The 21,569-nt window shown below is 38.9% G+C and carries 15 protein-coding genes; 4 read left to right on the top strand and 11 right to left on the bottom strand.

Translation table 11 applies throughout. The features are described 5' to 3' along the window. Positions 1 to 42: 42 nt before the first annotated feature. The 3 genes from B2906_RS10900 to B2906_RS10890 form a co-directional block, all read right to left on the bottom strand. Positions 43 to 2,313 (bottom strand): PAS domain-containing sensor histidine kinase, encoded by a 2,271-nt coding sequence (locus tag B2906_RS10900; RefSeq protein ID WP_286939659.1) that lies wholly within the window; start codon positions 2,311 to 2,313, stop codon positions 43 to 45. Positions 2,314 to 2,643: 330 nt separating this feature from the next. Further along, complete coding sequence (locus B2906_RS10895) at positions 2,644 to 3,324, bottom strand: response regulator transcription factor (protein ID WP_091654848.1); 681 nt, start codon at positions 3,322 to 3,324, stop codon at positions 2,644 to 2,646. Beyond that, a complete protein-coding gene (locus tag B2906_RS10890; RefSeq protein ID WP_219957970.1) occupies positions 3,321 to 4,865 on the bottom strand; it encodes a sensor histidine kinase in 1,545 nt (514 codons plus the stop codon). Before B2906_RS10890 ends, B2906_RS10895 begins: the two co-directional genes overlap by 4 nt. Before the next feature lie 205 nt (positions 4,866 to 5,070). Here B2906_RS10890 and B2906_RS10885 point away from each other — a divergent pair, with 205 nt between their 5' ends. Both B2906_RS10885 and B2906_RS10880 read left to right on the top strand, forming a co-directional pair. Beyond that, a complete protein-coding gene (locus B2906_RS10885) occupies positions 5,071 to 5,910 on the top strand; it encodes a GLPGLI family protein (protein WP_219957971.1) in 840 nt (279 codons plus the stop codon). 120 nt (positions 5,911 to 6,030) lie between these two features. Continuing rightward, on the top strand, positions 6,031 to 8,706 hold the full coding sequence (locus tag B2906_RS10880) for a carboxypeptidase-like regulatory domain-containing protein (protein ID WP_286939658.1): 2,676 nt from the start codon (positions 6,031 to 6,033) through the stop codon (positions 8,704 to 8,706). A 4-nt stretch (positions 8,707 to 8,710) separates the two neighbouring features. Here the strand turns inward: B2906_RS10880 and B2906_RS10875 are convergent, their stop codons facing one another. The 3 genes from B2906_RS10875 to B2906_RS10865 form a co-directional block, all read right to left on the bottom strand. Then, entirely contained in the window at positions 8,711 to 9,175 is a 465-nt protein-coding gene (locus tag B2906_RS10875; protein ID WP_219957973.1) for a GlcG/HbpS family heme-binding protein, read from the bottom strand. A 141-nt stretch (positions 9,176 to 9,316) separates the two neighbouring features. Beyond that, entirely contained in the window at positions 9,317 to 9,901 is a 585-nt protein-coding gene (locus tag B2906_RS10870; protein ID WP_219957974.1) for a YceI family protein, read from the bottom strand. 105 nt (positions 9,902 to 10,006) lie between these two features. Next, positions 10,007 to 12,796: a PQQ-dependent sugar dehydrogenase gene (locus tag B2906_RS10865; protein WP_286939649.1), complete on the bottom strand. Its 2,790-nt coding sequence runs from the start codon at positions 12,794 to 12,796 to the stop codon at positions 10,007 to 10,009. 243 nt (positions 12,797 to 13,039) lie between these two features. On the opposite strand from B2906_RS10865, the gene B2906_RS10860 reads away from it, so the two are divergent. Next, positions 13,040 to 14,401 carry a M20/M25/M40 family metallo-hydrolase gene (locus B2906_RS10860; RefSeq protein WP_219957976.1) on the top strand — a complete coding sequence of 454 codons (1,362 nt, stop codon included), beginning with the start codon at positions 13,040 to 13,042 and terminating at the stop codon, positions 14,399 to 14,401. A 43-nt stretch (positions 14,402 to 14,444) separates the two neighbouring features. Here B2906_RS10860 and B2906_RS10855 read toward each other — a convergent pair whose 3' ends face one another. The 5 genes from B2906_RS10855 to B2906_RS10835 form a co-directional block, all read right to left on the bottom strand. Next, positions 14,445 to 16,853 carry a penicillin acylase family protein gene (locus B2906_RS10855; RefSeq protein WP_219957977.1) on the bottom strand — a complete coding sequence of 803 codons (2,409 nt, stop codon included), beginning with the start codon at positions 16,851 to 16,853 and terminating at the stop codon, positions 14,445 to 14,447. Between the two features lie 144 nt (positions 16,854 to 16,997). Then, positions 16,998 to 17,441 (bottom strand): Hsp20/alpha crystallin family protein, encoded by a 444-nt coding sequence (locus B2906_RS10850; RefSeq protein ID WP_245756425.1) that lies wholly within the window; start codon positions 17,439 to 17,441, stop codon positions 16,998 to 17,000. 117 nt (positions 17,442 to 17,558) lie between these two features. Continuing rightward, entirely contained in the window at positions 17,559 to 18,539 is a 981-nt protein-coding gene (locus B2906_RS10845; RefSeq protein WP_219957978.1) for an NAD(P)-dependent alcohol dehydrogenase, read from the bottom strand. Continuing rightward, positions 18,539 to 19,693 carry a retroviral-like aspartic protease family protein gene (locus B2906_RS10840; protein WP_219957979.1) on the bottom strand — a complete coding sequence of 385 codons (1,155 nt, stop codon included), beginning with the start codon at positions 19,691 to 19,693 and terminating at the stop codon, positions 18,539 to 18,541. The genes B2906_RS10845 and B2906_RS10840 overlap by 1 nt, the downstream gene beginning before the upstream one ends. A 6-nt stretch (positions 19,694 to 19,699) precedes the next feature. Then, positions 19,700 to 20,071 (bottom strand): VOC family protein, encoded by a 372-nt coding sequence (locus B2906_RS10835; RefSeq protein WP_286939643.1) that lies wholly within the window; start codon positions 20,069 to 20,071, stop codon positions 19,700 to 19,702. A gap of 225 nt (positions 20,072 to 20,296) precedes the next feature. Between B2906_RS10835 and B2906_RS10830 the strand changes: the two genes are divergently transcribed. Next, positions 20,297 to 21,568 carry a hypothetical protein gene (locus B2906_RS10830; RefSeq protein WP_286939640.1) on the top strand — a complete coding sequence of 424 codons (1,272 nt, stop codon included), beginning with the start codon at positions 20,297 to 20,299 and terminating at the stop codon, positions 21,566 to 21,568. Position 21,569 lies beyond the last annotated feature (1 nt).

The raw sequence follows: 21,569 nt of genomic DNA, 5'->3' as shown, positions 1-21,569 counted from the left end.
TCTCGCTAAGGAGGACAAAAGGGGCAATAAGAATTTTGCCCCTTATTTTTTGAATGTGAATGTGAAGGTAGACCCTACATTTATCTCTGATTTGACTTTAATCTCACCTCCCAAATATTCTACAGCTTTTTTGACAATAGCCAATCCTATTCCGGTTCCTTCAAATTTATCTTTTGTGTGTAGTCTTTCGAAAATGATAAATATCTTTTCATAATACTCAGGAGATATTCCTATGCCATTATCTGAAACCGAAAACTGCCAATGGGTTTTTAATTCCTTACAATCAATGTGAATCGCGGGAGTTCTTTCAGGATGAGCATATTTAATTGAATTTGATATCAAATTCATCAAAATCTGAAAAAGAGGGGTTTTGAAAGTTTGGATTGTAGGAAGCTGATCGTATGTGATTTTTGCCGCTTTAGTCTGGATGATTTTTTTGAGGTAAAGCTGAATTTCTTTGACAAGTTTTTCTATAGAAAGATTCACCTTTGATTCGTCAGGGCTGCCTACCCTTGAATGTTCCAACAAATCCAAAATAATCCGCTGCATTTGCTTTGCTCCTTCTGTAGCAAATGAAATGTATTTTAAGGCCTTTTCGTCTAATTTATCCCCGTATCTTTTTTCCAGTAAGCCCATGAAACTAGAGATCATTCTCAGGGGTTCTTGCAAATCATGAGATGCAATAAAGGCAAAACGCTGAAGTTCCTGATTAGAGAATGCTAACTCCCGTATATGAAGCTCCAGTTTTTCATTCAAACTTTTGAGGGATCGCTCGTATTCTTTTTGATGGGAAATGTCTTGAATAGAGCCTACTATTCTGGTGATATAGCCTTGTTTATTTCTCAGGAAAATCGCCTTGCTGACCACATAGGTGTAAATATTATTTTTCTTTTTAAACCTGAATTCATCCAGCCAATTGGTTTTAGACAAGTCAGGAGTCAAGTAATCTTGGATTTTTTTTGTAACTCTTTCCTGGTCGTCGGGATGAATTAAACCCATAAATTTTTCAAGAGACATCTCAGATGGCTCATACCCAAATAATTTGAAAAAGCCATCACCACAGTGTAAGCTTTCTTCTCTGAAATCATAGTCCCAGATAGCTTCGTTCGTAGCTTTCGTTACCAGTTCATACCGCTCAATATTTTCCTCTATCAGCCTCTTAGACTCTATCAATTCTCGGATATCTTGCCCAATCCCTAGAATGCATGGTTTGCCTTGGTATTGAATTAAAGATGCAGAAAAATGAACTGGGATATTTCGGCCATCCTTGGCCTGTATTTCCATTAGAACTTCATTTCTATCTTCTTCCGCTACCTTTTTAATCTCATCTAAAATTCGCTTCTGATCTTCTTTTTTAAAAAAATCATCCGGCTTCATTTCTCTAATCTCTTGCTCAGAATAACCGGAGATTGATTCGATATTATGGTTCCATAAAATGATTTTCCCTTTTAAGTCAAACAGAAAAAATATTCCGGGTAATTTGTGAAGGAAAGATTGGTTTAGAGCTATCTCTTCCTGCAGGGCTGCCGTGATATTTTTTTCTCTAGTAATATCTACCATCAATCCCTGAAGCTTCACAGCTTTTCCATTTTCGGAAATCACCTTCACTCTGTCATTCAACCAAATTAATTCACCATCTTTTTTAATGAATCTGTAGTCGAATGCATGGTCTTTCAACCTTTGAGTTTCTAAGTGACATAGGTTTATTGCACTGTCCCTGTCTTCAAGAAAAATGTGATTTTGCCAGAATTTGGGGTCAGCAAGCCACTCCTCCTGAGTAAATCCTGTGATTTTTTCAACCTGTGGACTAACAAATAAAAATTCAAATGTTTGTGCATCTGCCTCCCAAAAAATTCCATCCAAATTCTCATAGAGAGACTGATTCGTTTCTACTACTGTCTCCAATTCTTTCTTGGTAGACAAAATTTCAGTTATATCCCTAAAAGCACCTGATAGAATTGTTTCGCCTGTGGTATTATTTTTTAGCCATTTTGCTTTGGAAATTACCCAAATATGAGTTCCATCGTTTTTTATAAGCCTTTTTTTAATTTTATAATCTTTGGACTTGTTGAGCACCTCATTCATATGGTCAACTGCTCTCTCTCTATCTTCTGGGTGAATTACCGAAAGTCCTTTCTCAAAAGTTACCTCAAACTCGTTTGGTTCGTAACCAAGCATTTTAAAAACACCTTGTGACCAAGACAATTTGTTTTGTTGAAGATTTAATTCCCATGTTCCAGAATGGGTCAATTCTTCCAACAATTGTTTTTGGAATTCAAGATCTTTATTGTCCTCTATAAATGAATTAGGCATAGGTCTAAGAGTAAGGCAGAAAAACAGTCTTTAATATCTTTCTTTTGAAAACAAGAATCAATTTAAAGGATATTCGTTCTAAGGAAAGAATAAGATTTGCGATATAACTTCAATTCAATCAATTTGTTATCCTCTTTTATCAGCTCAAGAAATTTAAAAATTTTTCTAAACTTGATACAAATGGATGTTTGGAAAATGGTAAATGAAAAGATGAATCTGTGAATAAATAATTAATGCTATTCTATTCAAAATACAGTTAGTCCCTCAAAAAAGCAAATTCTTTAGGTCATTATTAACTGAATGAGGTTGAGTAGAATAAATCAAAAAGTTTTAGCAAACTAACTTAAATCCATATCCTCTGATATTCAAAATTTGAATTTCGGGATCATCCTGTAATTTTTTCCGGAGCTTGGTGATAAATACGTCCATGCTGCGGGCATTAAAAAAATCGTCAGATCCCCATATTTGATTCAAAATCAGTGTTCTGTCGGTAATGTCATTGGCATTTTCCAACAGCATTTGCAAAAGTTGACTTTCTCTGGCCGTTAATGGGCATTCTGAATCTTTAATTCGGAGAATCTGTTTGGTTGGGTGAAATTCATATTGACCAATCGGTAACCAATCATTCTGATTTTGTCGGGTTCGCAGTCTGTCAAGATGAGCCTTGATTCGAACAATTAATTCCTCCATACTAAAGGGTTTGCGTACATAGTCATTGGCTCCTAAGCCAAAGCCTTTGACCACATCTTCAGTCTGACTTTTAGAGGTCAAAAAAATAATCGGGGTATAGGGATCAATTTTTCGAATTTCTTCCGCTAAAGAAAACCCATCCTTTTTAGGCATCATCACATCTAATATCAAAATATCCGGTTTTGAGGATTGATAACTTTCCCAAGCCTTTTGTCCATCCTCGCAGAGTCTAACCTTGAAGTCACGACTCTCCAGACTTTCCTGTATAATCATGCCTAAAGCCAGCTCATCTTCTGCTAATAGTACTTGGATTTTACTCATGGCCAATAGGTAATAAATGTGGTGGAATTTTTTCCCGTTAATAGTTCTATTTTTCCTTCATGCTTCTCCAGGATCTTCCGAACATAATATAGTCCTATCCCGAAACCTTTCACATCATGAACATCTCCTTTCGGTATCCTGTAAAATTGTTCAAAAATCCGGTTTTTTTGGTCTGCTGCGATATTTCCTCCATTGTCGTGAATTCGAATTTTATGCATGCCATTTTGATCAATGCCTAATAGAATCTCATTCCCTCCATATTTCACAGCGTTATCCAAAAGGTTGGAGATCACATTTTCAAAGTGAAAAGCATCTGCCCAAATAGGTTTAAGTTGTGCGGGCAAAATCAAGTCAATTTTCTTTTCAGGAGCTATTGTCTGAAATTTTTGGATCAATTGCCTCAATAAAGGCTCAGGGTCGATTGCCTCTTTTTTTACAATCAACTGATCAGTATCTAAGGTGGCTGTTTCTAATAATTTTTCGACCATCTGATTGAGCTTGTGCATTTGCGATTTAGATATTCCCAAATAGCGCTTGTTCTTTTCAGGGTCATTGGCTGGGTTAAATTGTTCAATCCCTTCAATGGCAGAAAGGGTAGTGGCAATAGGGGTTTTGAATTCGTGAGTGATATTACTAATCAGATCTTGCTTGATTTCTGCTATTTCTTTCTGGTTTTTGATGGTTTGGTATAAATAATAAAAAGCAAAGCCAATGATTCCCAGAAAGAGTAAGGAAGTCAATACTTCGAGCATTCCCCTTTTTAGAACAGTCAGTGCAGTATTTTCAAAGTACATCTCCAAACTTTGTCCCGGAGGAAGAAATGTGGATCTTGAAACCGTCTTGAAAGGCATGTTCGGAGTGTTAGAGACAAGCAGGCTGTCTTCTTTTTCATTTCCAGTCAAATGAATTAATCGATAATTGATATCAATTCCTTTTCTGTCCAACTCTTCAAATAAATAGGCATTGATTTTTTCAAAATCTAAGCTATCTCTAGTAATGGAAATGATGATTTTACTAGTCAGAAATTCCAGGCGGTTGATACTGTCTGCATTACTTTTTCCCATGAAAATCCTGAGCTCGTTCTTTTTATCCATGCCCATACTTCGGCCAGAGTCTAGTAAAACAATATTATTCAAGCTGTCTTTTTGGTCGGAAGACTTCCATAGGAATGAGTCCAATCCTCCTTTCTCAACATTCTCAAGAGCCTGAAAAAGTTCTTTACTCTGGCCGACTCGGTCTAAAAAGCTCCCCAAAGTGTCCAGCTTCTTGATTCTCAAATGTTGAATCTGTTGCTTGACGTTTCCAGAATCTGTCCTGCTTTTACCCTCAGATCTCATATCTGTTAAGGTAATGACATCTGTTTTCGCCAATTCGGCATAGTAGTTCTCCACTGCATTGTCCAAACTTTGCTGGATTTCAGACACTAGCTGCTCTTGAATCAGCAGAAACTGGTTGTAGTTTCTCCAAACCTGAATGCCAATGCTGACCAGTAAGGTGAAGACTATTAAAAAACCTATGCGCTTGAATTGTAACTTTTTCATCTGAAAGGAATTTGTTGTTCAAATGCCAGATGGAATCTCGCATTTTGAATACCAATCCATTGTGGAAATGTAGTTTTACTCGATTTCACTGTGCTAAAATAGAAGCATTATTAAAGTTAAAAAATGACTGTTAACACTCGTTAACAGTGCTTAACTCAATGTTTTTAAGAGTATTTCTTGATTTGTGAACAAAACAAAAAGAACTATGAAAACCAAATCATTACTATTCACGGCATTCTTTTCTTTCTTTTTACTGGGAAACTTAGCACTGGCCCAAGGCCTAACAGGAAGGGCTTTTTACAAATCCAGTTCCCAGATAAAATTATCCATGGATTCCACTAAAATGAACCCTGAGCAAATAGCAGAAATCCAAGCTCAATTGAAGAAACAAATGGAAAGAGACTATGTATTGTCTTTCACTCCAACCGAATCAAACTGGAAGCAAGTAGAAAGTTTGGGAGGCGGACCAGCTACTGCATCTTCTGGCGGAATGCAAATTATGATTAATACTGGAAGTCAGGATCGTGTACTTTATAAAAACCTGGCAGAGCAAACTTACATTCAAGAGCAGGAAATGATGGGGAAAGATTTATTGATCAAAGATAATCTTGAACCAGTAGAATGGGAGTTGACTGGAGAATCAAAAAAAATAGGAAATTACCAAGCTCAAAAAGCTATTTACGCTCGAATCATTGACTCACAGAGATTTTCCACTGGAATGACTGAAATGGAATCTGTGAAAGACACGATTCAGGTAGTTGCTTGGTTTACTCCGGAAATCCCCGTTCCACATGGTCCCGAAAATTATTTTGGTCTGCCAGGACTTATTTTGGAATTACAGAGTGAGGGGAGAACGCTTATTTGTGAAAAAATTGAATTGAATCCCTCCAAAGAACCAGTAGAAATTCAGATTCCCAAAAGAGGAAAAGAAGTCAATAGGGAAGAGTTTAGAGCTATGCAAGAGGAAAGTATGAAGCAAATGATGAATCGATATCAGGGTAAACCTGGAGATGGTAATCGGTTTACGATACGGATTGGGAATTGATTTGAGAAGCAAGATTCTAGATGCGAGACACTAGAGGCTAGAAATAAGATGTGACACTTTAGAGTACCTTCTAACTAAACTCATCCAGCTTTCTGATTTTATACATCATACTTAACCAAAATGCTTTTTTCTAAAAGATTACTCCTTTTAGCCTTTTTCATTGGATTGGCCCTCTCAGCATATGGTCAAAGCAAACCCCTTATTGGGCAAGTACTGGACTCGCTGAATCGACCCATACCTTATGCGAATGTTGTGGCTATTAATCAGAGCACTCAAAAAATCGGCGGCTTTGGAATTACCAATGCTGAGGGAAGGTTCAAAATTACGCTTGCCGAAGGTCCTAGCTATCTCTTGAGAGTCTCTTTTGTAGGTTACGTTCAATTTGAATCAACCATCAGTGAATGGGATTCGGAAAAACCACTCAATGTGACACTTCAGCAGGCAGATACAGAATTGGGTGTAGTGGAGGTGGTGTCTGAGCTTCCAGTGACTATGAAGGGAGATACCTTGACCTATAAAACAGATGCTTTCACCACAGGTTCAGAACGAAAGTTAGAGCATGTACTGGAAAAACTTCCGGGTTTCCAAGTGGATGAAAACGGGGAGGTAAAGGTGCAAGGCAAAAAGGTAGACAAGGTCTTGGTGGATGGGAAGACTTTTTTTGATGGTGACACCAAATTGGCAACTAAGAATTTATCAGCCAATGCAGTCGACCGAGTTCAGGTGCTGAAAAATTTCAATGAAGTATCACCTATCAGAGGCTTGGATACCAATGAAACTTTGGCTTTGAATATCCAATTGAAGGAGGGAAAGAAAAATCTTGTTTTCGGAGACTTGACCGGAGGAGCAGGACCGGAGGAAAGATATCTAGGACATGTAAATGCCTTTTATTACGCTCCGAAATTAAATGTGAATTTGATAGGAGGAAGTAATAATGTAGGGGAACAGTCTTTCACATTGCAGGATTATTTTAGGTTTAGTGGAGGACTTTCTGGTTTGAGTTCCAGATCTGGTTCAAGAGTTCAGCTAAATTCAGAAGATTTGGGGATTCCTTTAGCAAATAGAACCAATGCTTTTGACCTACAAAGTACGCTAGGAGCATTGAATCTAAACTACTCCCCAAGCAAAAAATGGAGGCATTCGGGATTTTTGATAGCATCGACTTCAGCCAATCAACTGGGAAGCAATTCACTAAGAACCTACCTGAATTCTGGCGAGGATACCCAAGAGCAATTGAACTCTGAAAGCTTTGTTGAAAACAAATCCGGATTGGCGAAGTATGCATTGACCTACACTCCGAAAGAGGAAACTTATCTGAAGTACAGTTTATTCGGAAAACTCTCCGAAATAAGCAACTCAAATGACTTGAATTCAAATTTTGGAGAAATCAATCAAAGAATTGACTCGCGTAATACCCGAACACCCTATGCTTTGCAGCAAAAGTTAGAGTGGTATCATGCTCCTAGTGAACGTCATGTGTTTTCAACTGAACTCAATTGGGAAAGTAAGTTTTCTGATCCACTTTTTGATTTGAACACCAATCTCAAACCTCTGCAGGGCTTATATCCAATTGCAGATGCAGAAACTTACAGGTTGCTTCAGTCTCAGGAAATCACCACAAATACTTGGGAGGCTGCTTTCAATTACTATTATATCCTGAATCCAACCAATCATTTGAACTGGACTTTAGGCTATCAGAATTTCTCTCAAAATCTGATTGGCCAATTGGAGCAGGTTGGCTCCGAGCAGACTTTTTCTGATTTTGAAAATGAAAATGAGTTTGGACTTCAGGACCGGTATGTAGGGATGACTTGGAAAACTAAATGGAATAAATGGGTTATAAGTCCCACGCTTAATCTACACCAGTATGCTTGGAGAGACTTGCAGTTAGATAATGAACAAAATTTCAACAAGCTATTACTGCTTCCTTCAATGTATGCCAAATGGAATATTCGCTCCAATAAATCCTTAACCTACAGATATCTGACTGAGGCGAATTTTATGGATATCCAGAAATTAGCTAGAGGCTTTGTGCTTCAGGATTATAATGCACTTTTTCAGGGAAACCGAATTTTGGAAAATGGCCTATTTACAACTCATAATCTGAATTATTCCCACTATGATTTTTTCAGTGGGCTGAGTGTTTTCGGCAACCTGAATTATATCCGGAAAAGGGATGATATCATTACCAATACCGACTTTGCAGGAATAAATAGATTACTGAGTTTAGTCAATGCGACTCCTGTCAATGAAAGTTTGAATGGAGATATCAGGGTTGATAAATCTTTGAACAAACTCAAATTTGAGGTAGGTGGAAAATGGAATTCTTTCAGCACGAATTTATTGTTGAATGATTCCCCTGTCAGGAACCAGCAGTTTTCTCAGACTTATGATACACGATTGACCAGTACTTTTTTCAAGGTTTTGGAGGTTGATTTGGCTTATTCTTTTACCTCTAACATTTACAATTCCGGACCAATAGAGAACACATTTATCACCCATAGTCCTAAAGTGGAAATAGACCTTGATATTTATAAGGGCTTGAAATTGAATGCGGATTATACTTATAACACGTATTTGAACAAGGTTTCGCAAACTCAGAGCGATTTTGATTTTCTCAATGCTTTTCTAAGTTATCAAGGTCCTAAAAGTCCTTGGGAATTGAAGCTCTCAGTTTGGAATATTTTGGACACCCGATCAATTAGAAGAGATAGCTTTTCAGAAAATCTGATCAGTACCTTTTCGTATCTGGTTCAACCTAGGTATGCGCTTATTACTGTGAAGTTTGATATTTAAATAGCTATTGCCCAATAGAAGCTAATCCGGCTGCTGCAATGATGCCATCTTGGGCCGAAGTCACTCCTGATATTCCAATGGCACCTATGCAAAAGCCATCTTTAAAAATCGGTAATCCTCCTTCAATGCCTACTGCATTGGGTAAGGTAGCTATTCTGCTTCCGCCCTCTGCCTTCATCAAGTCTTCAAAAACCTTGGTTGGACGCTTGAAATACACGGCGCTTTTGGCTTTTGCTTGAGCGACTTCAATACTTCCAACCTGGACCCCATCCATACGCCTCAGAGAAATCAAGTTGCCTCCATCATCTAATATGACTATCACAACATTCCAGCCTTCAGATTGGGCTTTTGCCTGAGCAGCTTCTGTGATTTTTAGAGCATCTTCCAGATTAAGGAAGGGTTTGGTCTGATTTTGTGAAAATGAAAGAATAGGAAGTAATAAGGCGAAAGTAAAGAGTAAGTTTTTCATGATGCAGGGATTATTGTTCGCATCAATTTAATCAAAAAATTGGCAGGGATTCTAATTCCTCTAGAAGCGCATGCTGATTCAGGTTCAACGAAAAAAGGCCCGAGAAATCTCAGGCCTTAAACTTTATTTCAATTGTGGTAATCAGATACTAGCTACTAGTTTTACTTTTAGGTTGACATCGTCATAAATCAACTTATCAGCCAGGTTTTCAAAGTAATTTCCTGATCTGAATTTGATATCAAATTTTGTTCTGTCAAAAGTGATATCACCTTCAGCCGTTAGTTTATTTCCTGAGGTTGACACTTTAGCTGGGAAACTAATGGGTTGTGAGATCCCCTTGATGGTCAAGTTTCCGGAAATCACGTAATCTCTTCCATTACTACTTTTTGCATCAGTGATTTTAAAAGAGGCAGTATTGAACTTCTCCACTGAGAAAAAATCATCTGATTTTAGGTGATTGGTCAGATTACCTTTGGATTTTGGATCGGTAAGGTCTTCTACAGTTAAGTTGACCATGTCCATTTCAAAGGATCCTCCTGTGATTTTCCCGTTGGAATAGTCTAAGGTTGCATCCGCTATCGGAACATAGCCCCAATGTTCTCCGGTTACTTTGGCGGCTTTCCACATGACTGAACTCTCAGATTTGTTGACAGTGGCAGGGGCAGTATTTTTTTCTGTTGTGAAAAATACTGCTAAGCTTAAAATGATGGCAATGATACTTTTCATGAATTATGGTTTTTAGGATTTGATTCTTGTTAGACTCTTTTTTCTCTTGTTGGTTTAATGAATTCAGAAAATTGTCTGATTTTTTATTTTTTTGGACTTGCAGCCTTATTTGATGAACTGGATTTCATTAATTCCCATCAAAATTTCTTCTCCTTTCACCTCAGGGTTTTTGAAGACGAAATAAAGCTTTTGTTTACCTGACGTTGGTTTAATGCTCACCTGGGCACGATTAGCATTTTCCCTTCTCCAAACGATAGGATCAACTCCTTCCGGTGGACGGAATCCCATTTCTTTGACTCCAACTTTATTGGAAGTACCCAGAAGCTCTCCGTTTGCTGAGCCGAGTCTGACTTCTACTATTCCGCCAGCTGCTCCATTTCTGGTACTCACACTGACATGAAGATCGATTTGGGTGATACCTGTGAGATCAATATTATCCAAGGCAAAAGAAGAATTATCCCCAGCCATCAAGAAGCTTACTCTTGGCGTAGTCAATAGTTGAACGCCCTTTCTTTCTACCGATAATTGAGGGTCAAGGTAAGGGTTTCGCAAAGCCACATAGTCAACCGAAGATAACGGAGGTGCTTTGGAAGATCCTTTATCTGTATAGGCTGCTCTCAGTAAGAATCCTCCTTGTCCATTATCGCCCTCAGGGATCATGGGTTGTACTTTTCCATTTAAAGGAAGGGAAGCCACCGTAGCTTGCGCATCATCCATACTTAGGATGAAATCCACCATTCTCTTGGCATCTGCCTCACTCAATTGCGGATGTGCGCTCATGGCATGTTCTCCCCATACTCCAGCTCCACCATTGATAATTTTACCTACCAAATAATTTGTGTTATCAGGAGAATTAGGATACTTGGCAGCCACTGCTTCATAGCTAGGACCTATGGAAGTCTCCTTGTATTGATGACAGGATTTACAATCGCTTCCTTCAATGAGGTTTTTTCCAATAGTCAATGAAGCCAAAGTTTCAGCACCACTTTGTTTAGAAGCTATTTCAATTGGATCAAAGCCTTCTGGTACATAATCAAAAGTAATGGCCACTTCGGCTTCTTTAATTTCTCCTGATTGAGTATCTCCATCTTCCAAGTCTTTTACACTTACTTGGTAGTCTAATTCTTTTTCTCCAAACCAGAAGGATTGGTTGATGCCATTCATGGAAATTTTCACTTCCGGAATATCATTTCCTGCTACAACCTCCAGTTTTTGACTGTTTTGGGCTCCTTTAGTGTCTGTTACCACTAATTCGATTTCATAAACTCCAGCTTGATCGAAAGTAAATGAAGGGTTAGGTCTGTTAAAACTTTCCAGAACTTTGCCCTCAGAACTGATAGTCCATTGGTAAGCCAACTGATTTAAGTCGTAATCATCATAATCATTGGTTCCTTCTGAGCTGAAATTAACAGTCAGAGGAACAGCGCCAGCGAGACGGTCTGCAGAAGCAGTGACGTTTGGTTTTCTATTCCCTGCATTGTATTCAATTTTTATAAGACGGGAATTCGCATTTCCTCTAAACCAGGCACTACCATATTCCAAGACATACAATGCACCATCCGGACCAAAGTCCATATCGATTGCAGAGCTGAAATTTTCATTCGGTAAAAAGCGCTCCATGCTTTGGTAATCGCCATTTTCATCCATGGTCACAGCCATGATCCAGCCTCTCATAAAGTCCACGATCAACCACTTTCCTTCATAATAGGCAGGGAATACAAATGGAGCATTACTTGCAAAATCAGCCTTTCTAAATACTGGCCCCCCTGTGGCAGATCTACCTGAGCTCCCTAGCATAGGGAATTCTTCTGAAACGCCATATGGGTAGTAAATCATGGCAGGAATTACAGGAGTTGGTAATTCTCTCAATCCAGTATTATTCACTGATTCATTGACAGGTTTATTCACGTCATAGGGAGCACCATAAGTACCGGCTTCATGATCGTGGCGGTTGTAGGGGAAGTTATTTCCAATAAAATAGGGCCAACCAAAAAATCCAGGACCTTTGGCCTGATTGAACTCATCATATCCTTTGGGGCCCCAAATGGAATCCACTGATGCATCCGGGCCGACTTCACCCCAATAGAGGTATCCTGTTTTACTATCCAAAGTAGGTCTCCATGGGTTTCTATGTCCCATGGTATAGATTTCAGGTCTGGTTTTTTCTGTTCCCTGAGGAAATAAGTTTCCTTCTGGAATAGTGTAGCTTCCATCGTCCTCAGGATGAATTCTCAAAATCTTTCCTCTAAGATCATTGGTGTTTCCAGGTGCACGCTGATCATCGGAGCTCTCCATACCAGGGCGCTCATCCAAATTGGAAGATCCTTCTCTAGGGTTGACTGTATTGTTTCCTACGGTAAGAAACAGATTTCCTTCTTCATCAAAAACCATCCCTCCACCGGTATGACAGCATTCTTCTCTTTGGGTTGGGACTTCGAGAACAATCTTTTTACTGGATTCTACCAGTTCATTTCCTTTCAGCTCCCATCTTGCCAATACGTGTTTGGGTTCATCTGGATCTGCATAGTACATGTAAATCCAATTGTTTTGAGCATAGTCAGGATGTGCGATTACGCCCATTAATCCTTCTTCAGCTTCCCTTACGCGTCCTTCTTTGTTGGTGTATTTTGTATTTACCGGTATAGTCGCTACCAGAGTTACTTCCTTGGTGTTCTCATCAAAAATTTTGACCCCTCCTTTTCTTTCTACAAAAAGGACTCGATTACCGGGTAGGAATGTTATTTCCATAGGCTCATCCATGCCTTCTGTCAAAACAACCTTGGAAAAACGATTGTCATCCGGCTTGATGCTGGGATCTTCTTTGGGTCCACAGGAGAAAATAAGTGAAATCAATAAGAGTGATAAGCTCAGGTTTTTGATGTGATTGAAATTCATAAGGTTTTGAATTCAGGTTGAGAGTTGTTGGGCAATTTAAGTGTAAGTATCTCTATTATCTCATTTTGAAAAAATAGAAATTGTGCATTCGGTATATTACTGTGATGAGAATCAGTATTTTGAAATATTTATTGGAAGTTAGTAATGCTTTCCAAATTTTAATTTGAAAGATTCATGGAGAATTATGTGGATAGCTTTTCAAATTGCATTAGATTTTTCAGTTTTAGGCAAAATTGATATACCATGAAAAAAATACTATTTCTTCTTTTTCTTTGCCCACTAATTCTAAAAGCTCAGAATCATTCTGAAAACATTCAAAAAATCTTCAACTATGAATTGACTGAAGGAGAGACTTATGAAAATTTAAGGTACCTCTGTAAAGAAATAGGGAATAGAATTTCAGGTTCACCTCAAGCTGCTGCAGCCGTAGAGTATACCAAGCAATTGATGGAGTCGTATGGGTTTGATACCGTTTACTTGCAGCCCGTGATGGTTCCTCATTGGGTGAGGGGCGGAAAAGAGCAAGCGAAAGTTTTGAACTCCTCCAAATTAGGAGCTGTAGATTTGAATGTGTTGGCTTTGGGAAATAGCAGGGGAACAGGGCCCAATGGTCTGGTAGGGGAAGTAGTGGAGGTTTACGGAATAGAAGGACTTCGAAAATTGGGAGAGCAGGTAAAAGGGAAAATTGTGTTTTTCAATCAGCCCATGGATCCCACTTTAATCAATACTTTTCAGGCTTATGGTGGAGCAAATGGACAAAGAGGCTCGGGTGCAGCTGAGGCGGCAAAATATGGAGCTGTAGCAGTTTTGGTAAGATCTTTGACCAATCGAGTGGATGATTTTCCGCACACTGGAAATCAACGATATAATCCAGATTATCCAGAAATCCCAGCTCTGGCTATTAGTACTAAAGACGCTGAGCTATTGAGTAGTTTACTGAAGGGCCAGAAAGATTTGAAAGTCTACCTTCAGAATAATTCAATGATGAAAGAAGAAGTTCTTTCCTACAATGTCATTGGGGAAATCAGGGGTTCTGAAAAGCCTGAAGAAATCATTGCTGTAGGAGGCCATTTGGATTCTTGGGATGTTGGAGAAGGAGCTCATGATGATGGTGCTGGATGCATGCAAGCCATAGAAGTTTTGAGGATTTACAAAGAAATGGGATGGAAGCCAAAGAGGACTCTCAGGGCTGTAATGTGGATGAATGAGGAAAACGGTTTGAGAGGTGGTCAGGAGTACGCTAAAGTAGCCAAAGCCAAAGGTGAAAAGCATATAGCTGCCATTGAATCTGATGCGGGAGGGTTTATTCCTTTAGGTTTCTCATCCAGCGGAACAGAGGTTCAGCGATCCAAGTTGGCTTCATGGAGGGACTTATTTACTCCTTACAATATCTGGAAGTTTGATGTGCCAGGTGGAGGAGCGGATATAGGTCCTTTGAGAGATCAAGGCCCCATTTTAATCGGTCTGCATCCTGATTCTCAAAGGTATTTCAATTACCATCATACTGCCGCTGATGTATTTGAGGTAGTGGATCAGCGTGAATTGGAGCTTGGTGCTGCCGCGATGACAGCTTTAGTTTATTTAATAGAGCAGGAAGGGATGTAATGTCTTCTTTTTAGAATTCAAGAGTGACCAATCTTCAAATTGATCACTCTTTTTTTGGTCCGAAAACCTGTTTTGAATGAGCAGAATTTTCAACAGATTTTTTCATAAAAGGAACACTAACGAATTCATCTTTTGCCCAGATAGAAAACAAGTTTTTATAAAATGAGCTTTCTGGATCTCCAGACTGTCCTGGGGTATTAATTCCTAGGGTTCTTTCCCAGTTTTCAGTATCTACCAAAATTCTGAAAGATGCTCCTGAAGTATTGTTATCTCCATAGGCATTGGCACCAGGTGTATAGCTGTAGCCTCCACGGGGAAGAGGGCCGACATTTAATTTGGATTGCCATTCCTGATTTACCACTCTTCCTAAAGGATGATGAATCAGGGCGTGTTTGTAGTCCTTTTGGCCATATTGCCAGTTGGAAGGATTGGCTCCTAGTTTTTTCTCCAATGCGTCGATCGCTTCCTCGAATGAGTTGGTGAGCCACTGATCCCTCTGGGATTTGGCTTGAGTTGAAAATAGTATTTCAGGACTCTCAACCCATTGAATTACGCGAGTCATTGGAATACTACCTATTAAGTCACGAACTTCATCCGGGGCAGCGAGCTCCAATGCTTTTTTTCTCAAGATTCTTTCCCACATTACATAAATTCCCGCCTCTATTGATTCTGGATTTAAATTAAAGTCCCAGCTAAGCAATGCTTTGCGCAAGGAATCGACTTTTTCATTTTCAAAATAAAGATCTGTTAGATAAGGCAGCAATTGTCTCGCAGGAAGGGAGAGATAATCATTTTGCAGAGCTCCTATTTCTACCAAAGTGAATTTTTTGTCTTGGGACAAAACTTCCTTGATTCTTTCTCCTCTAAAATTGTCAGCCCATTCAAAGCCCAAAGCTTCTGGAAAGGGGTAATTTTCAGGGGCCACATTCTGGTTTGCTGTGGCGATGAAACCTGACTCTGGATTATAGTCATGAGGACGGTCAGCAATAGGTAAATAGCCATCCCATTCATATCTGCCATCTCCCATCGTAGCCACTAAACCGGAGAACCCTCTACGGACAGGTGCTATTCCTGTAGCTTGCCAACCTATATTTCCTTCCTTATCGGCCCAAACCATATTCTCTGCAGGAATATTATTGTATGTACAGGCGTCTCTAAACTCATCCCAATTTTGAGATTGATCCATTTTTAGGCTTGCTAAATAGGGAGCCGAACCGGGTTCCAACCATGCGCATTGAACTGCTACCGCTTTAATCAAATCCTCATCGATAAAAGTGACCGGGCCATGAATCGTGTAATTATGGTTAACTAGTTGAGGAGATTGACCTTTCACCAAAATCGTGTCCTGAATTTGAGACATGGTTAACCATTCTCCCTTAAATCTATACTGAAGCGGATTTTCAGGGTTGATATCATATACCCGGAGATCTTCGTTGTCTGTGGAAAAAATTGTCAAACCCCAAGCTCCATGTTCATTATGGCCTATCGAAACCCCGGGAATCACAGGTTCACCACCACCTACTACATTCCATCCGGGAGCGCTCAGGTGAACCCAATATCTCAAAGATGGGGCTGCCTGTAAGCGGTGAGGGTCATTTGCCATGTAGGGGAAGCCACTTGCTGTTTTTTTACCACTTAAAACCCAATTATTGGAACCTTGAGCAAAGGCATCTGCTTCCAAAGTGGTTTTGAGTTCCTCCTGAAGAGCAGCTAAAGCTTCTTTTACTTCCTTTTGCTCTCCTCGATATTCGGGAGAAATATCCTCTGGCAGAAATTCCACACGGGTTCTGAATGCCCTATAAGGCGCTAGAATATCCTTAAACAACAATTCTTCGGGTATTCCGGGGTCAATTTCCAGATTAGGTTCATTGGGATGAAAGTAATAGAGTTTCTTTGCTTCATCTGAACCAATCAAACTTACCACCCGACTGATGTTGAGTTCATCGCTGACATTTTCCAACAATCCCTGATGTCTGGAAATCACAACTTCCCAAGTCCAAGGCTGGGGTTGAATTCCCAGCATTTGAAATTCTATTGGGAGAAGTTCAGGATTGGAGTTGGCTTCATCAATATAAGCGTTGATTCCTGCGACGAAGGCATCGACAATCTCCACTCCGCGGGGATGGTAATGCCGGAGTTCTGTTTCTTTATCTCCTCTGAATTTAAAAAGGCGAACTCCTCTATCGCGCTCCAACTCTCTTTCTCCCAAAATTTCAGCAAGAGTACCTGTGGCCTGCCTTCTCCATATTTCAAATTGAAACAATCGGTCTTTGGCCGCTAAATAGCCTTGCATGAAGAATAGATCTGCTTCATTTTGAGCAAAGATGTGATTGATCCCATTTTTATCCCGGATGACTTCAACCTTGTCCTGAAGCTGAGTGAGGGAAACTTTCTCCTCGGAACTACAGGAGAAAATAAAAATTACGAGTGTAAATAGAGATAGTGCTTTCATGAAATATGGGGCTTTTTGTAATTTTTCAATTTCTAGGCAGATAGGCAATACCATTGACATAAAAAATAAAACCCCGACCAGAAGGTCGGGGTCCCAATTCAAACCAATTACTAAAAAATAATCCTGATGTAATCTGAAGCCTGTTTAGCCGACTTCGATTGCTTTTTTGGGTTTATTTTCAACTGATTTTACTTTGGGTAGGACTATTTTCAAAATCCCCTTTTCGTACTTGGCATCGATTTGTTCATCTTTGACATTTTCCGGAAGGGCAAAGGCCCTATGGATGCTGGAGTAGGAGAATTCTCTCTTACGATAGTTCTCTTTTTCTTCCTCCATTTTCATCTCTTTTTCGGCTGATATGTTAAGAATTCCCTCTTCGACTTCGATTTTGAAGTCCTTTTTATCAAATCCAGGTGCTGACAACTCTAGCTTAAATTCCTTTTCACTTTCGATGACGTTAGCAGATGGAACCTCCACAGATTTATCTGTAAACCAAAACTTATTGTTCATATGGAAGGGGTCTTCAGCCCCGAAGAAGTCTTGAACCATTTTTGGCCAAAAACCTCTGTCTTTAGTTAGTGCGCCCATGGTTTCTGTTGTTTACTGGTGGATCATTTATTTAACACTTAAATCTCCAATAATTTCTTCAAAACACTCATGACGAGTGTCAGTGAACAAACTGATAAATATCAATGATTAGGAAGGTTATTGGAGACCAAAATCCTTATTCAAATAGGAAAGAATCACGTTCCCTAACTTTTTCCCGGAACCCACATAAGTATAGGCTTCTGGAAGTTGTTCGAGACTGACTACTCGATCAATCAAAGGCTTGAATTTGTCTTCAAGTAAAAGCTCTTCAATTTGAATTAAGCTTTTATTCACGTTGAGGGGGATGGGGAATTTGACTTTTTTGCTGGAAAAAAATGAGGTTGACAAAGATAAAAATGGGTTCTCCCAATTGTGTCCCAATTCAGAAGAAAGGTAAGTGCCATTTTTTTTAAGTAAGGGCTTACAAATTTTAAAACGGCTTTTTCCTACGGCATCGAGTACGGCATCGAATTGTTGCTTGATTCCTGTAAAGTCATCTAGTAATCCATCAATCACTTGATCGGCTCCTAATTGAGCCACTTTTTCGACATTTCCTAGGCTTACTGCAGTTACATGGATATTTCGGGACTTTAAAATTTGAATGGCAGCTGATCCTATTGCACCGGTCCCACCAATTACCAAAACCTGATCACCTTCTTTCAAATTAATTTTATTGAGAAAGTTATATGCATAGTGCACACCTTCAATAGAGGCACCTGCTTGAATTTGATCTATGTTTTTGGATACTTTTCGTAGGTTTTCGAAGGAAGAAGTACAAAAGTATTCTCCATGACTTCCACAGCCATTGTCTATAAAACCCCAAACTCTATCTCCAACAGCGTATTCTTTTACTTCGGACCCTATCTGCGTGATTTCACCCACAAAGTCAGTCCCTGGGGTAGCTCGCTTGGGTTTAGGATAGCCGACAAAAAGCCTCATGATCCAGGGCCAACCCGTTAAAACCGCCATATCTGTTCGGTTTACTGTACAAGTCATCACCTTCACTTGGATTTCCTTTGGTTGAGGTTCGGGTTCGGGGAGTTCTGCGATTTTCAACTCGGAAGGCGAACAGTATTCATATCTGACAGCTGCTTTCATTAGTTTAATGGAATCCTGGTAAAAATTACTTCTTGACCGTTCAGTTTGGTGATGGTGACTTGGTCAAAATTGAGCCCATAATACCATCTGATGAACTGACAATTATCTTCAAAATCCATGGACGAAATTCCATTGACCAATGCTACCTCTTCCCCGATTTCTACCAAGGCATCTTCTGGACTTAGCCCAATAGACTTTCCGGAAATAAGAAATTTTCCTTTTTCAAAACTGAAACTAAGATGATTAGGGTCTCGAAATGAAGGAGTTTCATTTTTTAATTTTAGGTAATAAGTAGATTCTGAATTGTTGATGACGGTTTGGGAAGTTAATGTTGAGAAAAATGAAACACCTATTTTTTCTGTAGTTGGATATTCAAAATTCAGGGGAATTTGGGTATACACATGATTACCTATCTTTAAACTATCTATGATTATGGTAAATGCAGGTGCAATTTGTTGGCTGATCGCACCAATACTCATGCTGATACTAGGATTATCTTTAGCCTCGATGTTCTTTTGTTTCAAAAAGTCCTGAACAATACTTTTTTTGTTGTCAAGATCCACAGTGCCTGCGAAACCAAAGTCAACGAGGATGTTTTGATATTCAAGACTATCAAAACTGAAATCAAGGTAGGGCCTGTTATTCCTATAAATTACATCAAAGCTTTGCCAGCTCTCATCGACCGGAAAGGGCGACTTGGATGCATAAATCATCTTGTTTTCGAAATCTATTTGCCAGTTTAATTGTCTAATCAAGTTCGAACCCAAAAGGTAGTAGTCGTGGCAAACCAAATAAGGCATATCAACTAAAAGACTACTCACATTTCGAATTTCAAGAGGGCCCAGTTCTACTATTTCAGTGATGGCCGTTCTAACCTTTTTTTTGTTTTTATTCGCATCCTGCATGGTGAGTTTTTTTCCTTTTTTGGAAATAGCCCCCTTCTCCTGAATGTTACTTCCGGCTAGACCCTGTGCAGCTCCAGTGTCAAATGCAAAATTTACCTCTCTGCCATTCATTTTTCCTTTAAAGACTAAAAGTCTGGCATCCATGTGAAATGGTGCTGAAAAAATGCTGTCATTGAAGGAATTCGCGAGAGATATCTCAAAAAAGGCGAAAAAAAAGAGGGTCAAAAAAACAATACTTCTTCTTTTCATGCTTTTCTAGATATGTTGATCAATCAAGATTCCGTTTCCATCCGGATCAAAAAATAAAATACTACCTGGGCCTTCACCATTGGGGTCAGCCTCTTGTGCTAAGGTGATTCCTTGGGATTTTAGCTCAGATTGAATTTTTCGAACATCATCATAGCCGGGGACAAGTTTTGCATCCTGGTCCCAACCTGGGTTGAAAGTGAGGATGTTTTTCTCAAACATTTCATGTAAAAGCCCAATTAGCGTTTGTTCATTTTTCATGATGAGATAGTTCATCTCCTCTGATCCCCCGAAAACTGAAAAACCGAGTTTTTCATAAAAGGCTTTTGAGGCTTGAAGATCTTTGACTGAAAGACTGATAGAAAAAGCTCCGAGTTTCATAGGATTGGCATTTTGAATTGGATGAATTTGTAAAAGACTAGCTTTAATATAGTTTGTTTTAAGTTAAAAATCAGGATAAAATTTCATGAATTCATCTTCACTTAATTTTAATGGAATAGAATACTGGATTTTCAAAACTTAATTCTATTGAGCTGTTTTCATTAGTTATAATTGTCAGGATTATTTAGTTTTGTAGCATTATTCCAATTTTATTTTAACATTGTCATGATCAGAAAATTATGTTTTTTGAGTTTGTTGTCTCTTCTTTTGTTGTCTTGCGTCCCTGACGAAACTCCCTCCATTATTTTAGAAGATTTCTCGGTATCTATAGCTCCCGGTGCTCTTCAGCCCAACATGAAGCCTTATGCTTTGATCAATTCAACCGACGGAGAGGTAGTTGATTTCAAAAGTTTTGAAAGTAATTCCAAATTGACTTTCTCTCTTGACAATAGCCAACGATATCATGTTACTTTATTTAAAATTATTGATTTCAATGGTTTTGAAATCATCAATAGTGAAACGTACACCGATGTAAAGCCTGATAATGATTTGATATTTGGTTTAAAGCCTAAGGCAATCATTGGACCTGATTATAGCTCCCAGGTGTTGGTGAAAGTTAATTTTCCTGAAGCTGGAGGTTGGGCAAATATTAGCCATAGCTCAGGTTGGACTTCCTCAATTTTCAATACGCTTATTAATAACTCTGATAATTTTTTGGAGATAAAAGTTCCAAAATTCAATTCTGAGCAAAACTATTTGATAATTGCTGAAAATGCTTTGGGAGTTAGAAAGCAAATGATGCTCGATCTTCGAAATGCCAGTTCCAGTTTAGAGGTAAATTTTTCAGATTTGAATGAGATTGAAGAGATTTCATACCTCGCATCGACTGGATTAAATAGTGATGATGAAATTAAAGGATTCACTGTTCATCAGGCTATTCCTTACGAAAATCAAATCTACAGAAAGGGTTTTTTGTATTCTGCGGCCAATGCAAACCCAATGAATCAATTACAGGAAATGAACTTGTATTTTCCATCAAGTGAAGAACTGTACCAAGTCCATCTTGTCGCACGAAGTAAAATCAATCCATCTATCCTTAAATATTTTTCTGGGCAGCTAAAGGCTGGTGATCGCATACCCCTTCCCATTGAAAATCAAATTGAGGTAACCAATCATTCTATTGGAGATTTCAGTTTTGTCAAAGGGTCTAAGGTTACTGATTGGGTTATAAAGTATAATATTCCCGTACATTCAAATACTCCTCCTTATCAGTCCTCAAAGGCTTTTATATATGGTGAGTCATCAGGTTTTAAACTGAAATACCCTCAAGAGTTACTTGATAAATATTCGTTTTTAGACCAGCTTTTTACCTGGAAACCAGAAAGTCTAGAAGTTTTTGAAAGAGGATATTCTTACGGTCAACTAATACAAAATAGGTTAGTGAGTATACCTGAATTAAAGCAAGAGAAGACAAGTTCTATGTTGAAAGTATTTTGAT

The organism is Algoriphagus sp. UBA3586 (genome assembly GCF_002376385.1).
Classification (GTDB): Bacteria; Bacteroidota; Bacteroidia; order Cytophagales; family Cyclobacteriaceae; genus Algoriphagus; species Algoriphagus ornithinivorans.
This window is presented reverse-complemented; position numbering and strand designations above follow the sequence as displayed.

Coding starts and splice junctions, on each gene's coding strand:
- B2906_RS10830 (WP_286939640.1), top strand. CDS start 20,297: ATGATCAGAAAATTATGTTTTTTGAGTTTGTTGTCTCTTCTTTTGTTG.
- B2906_RS10835 (WP_286939643.1), bottom strand. CDS start 20,071: ATGAAACTCGGAGCTTTTTCTATCAGTCTTTCAGTCAAAGATCTTCAA.
- B2906_RS10890 (WP_219957970.1), bottom strand. CDS start 4,865: ATGAAAAAGTTACAATTCAAGCGCATAGGTTTTTTAATAGTCTTCACC.
- B2906_RS10860 (WP_219957976.1), top strand. CDS start 13,040: ATGAAAAAAATACTATTTCTTCTTTTTCTTTGCCCACTAATTCTAAAA.
- B2906_RS10900 (WP_286939659.1), bottom strand. CDS start 2,313: ATGCCTAATTCATTTATAGAGGACAATAAAGATCTTGAATTCCAAAAA.
- B2906_RS10845 (WP_219957978.1), bottom strand. CDS start 18,539: ATGAAAGCAGCTGTCAGATATGAATACTGTTCGCCTTCCGAGTTGAAA.
- B2906_RS10895 (WP_091654848.1), bottom strand. CDS start 3,324: ATGAGTAAAATCCAAGTACTATTAGCAGAAGATGAGCTGGCTTTAGGC.
- B2906_RS10870 (WP_219957974.1), bottom strand. CDS start 9,901: ATGAAAAGTATCATTGCCATCATTTTAAGCTTAGCAGTATTTTTCACA.
- B2906_RS10855 (WP_219957977.1), bottom strand. CDS start 16,853: ATGAAAGCACTATCTCTATTTACACTCGTAATTTTTATTTTCTCCTGT.
- B2906_RS10880 (WP_286939658.1), top strand. CDS start 6,031: ATGCTTTTTTCTAAAAGATTACTCCTTTTAGCCTTTTTCATTGGATTG.
- B2906_RS10850 (WP_245756425.1), bottom strand. CDS start 17,441: ATGGGCGCACTAACTAAAGACAGAGGTTTTTGGCCAAAAATGGTTCAA.
- B2906_RS10875 (WP_219957973.1), bottom strand. CDS start 9,175: ATGAAAAACTTACTCTTTACTTTCGCCTTATTACTTCCTATTCTTTCA.
- B2906_RS10840 (WP_219957979.1), bottom strand. CDS start 19,693: ATGAAAAGAAGAAGTATTGTTTTTTTGACCCTCTTTTTTTTCGCCTTT.
- B2906_RS10885 (WP_219957971.1), top strand. CDS start 5,071: ATGAAAACCAAATCATTACTATTCACGGCATTCTTTTCTTTCTTTTTA.
- B2906_RS10865 (WP_286939649.1), bottom strand. CDS start 12,796: ATGAATTTCAATCACATCAAAAACCTGAGCTTATCACTCTTATTGATT.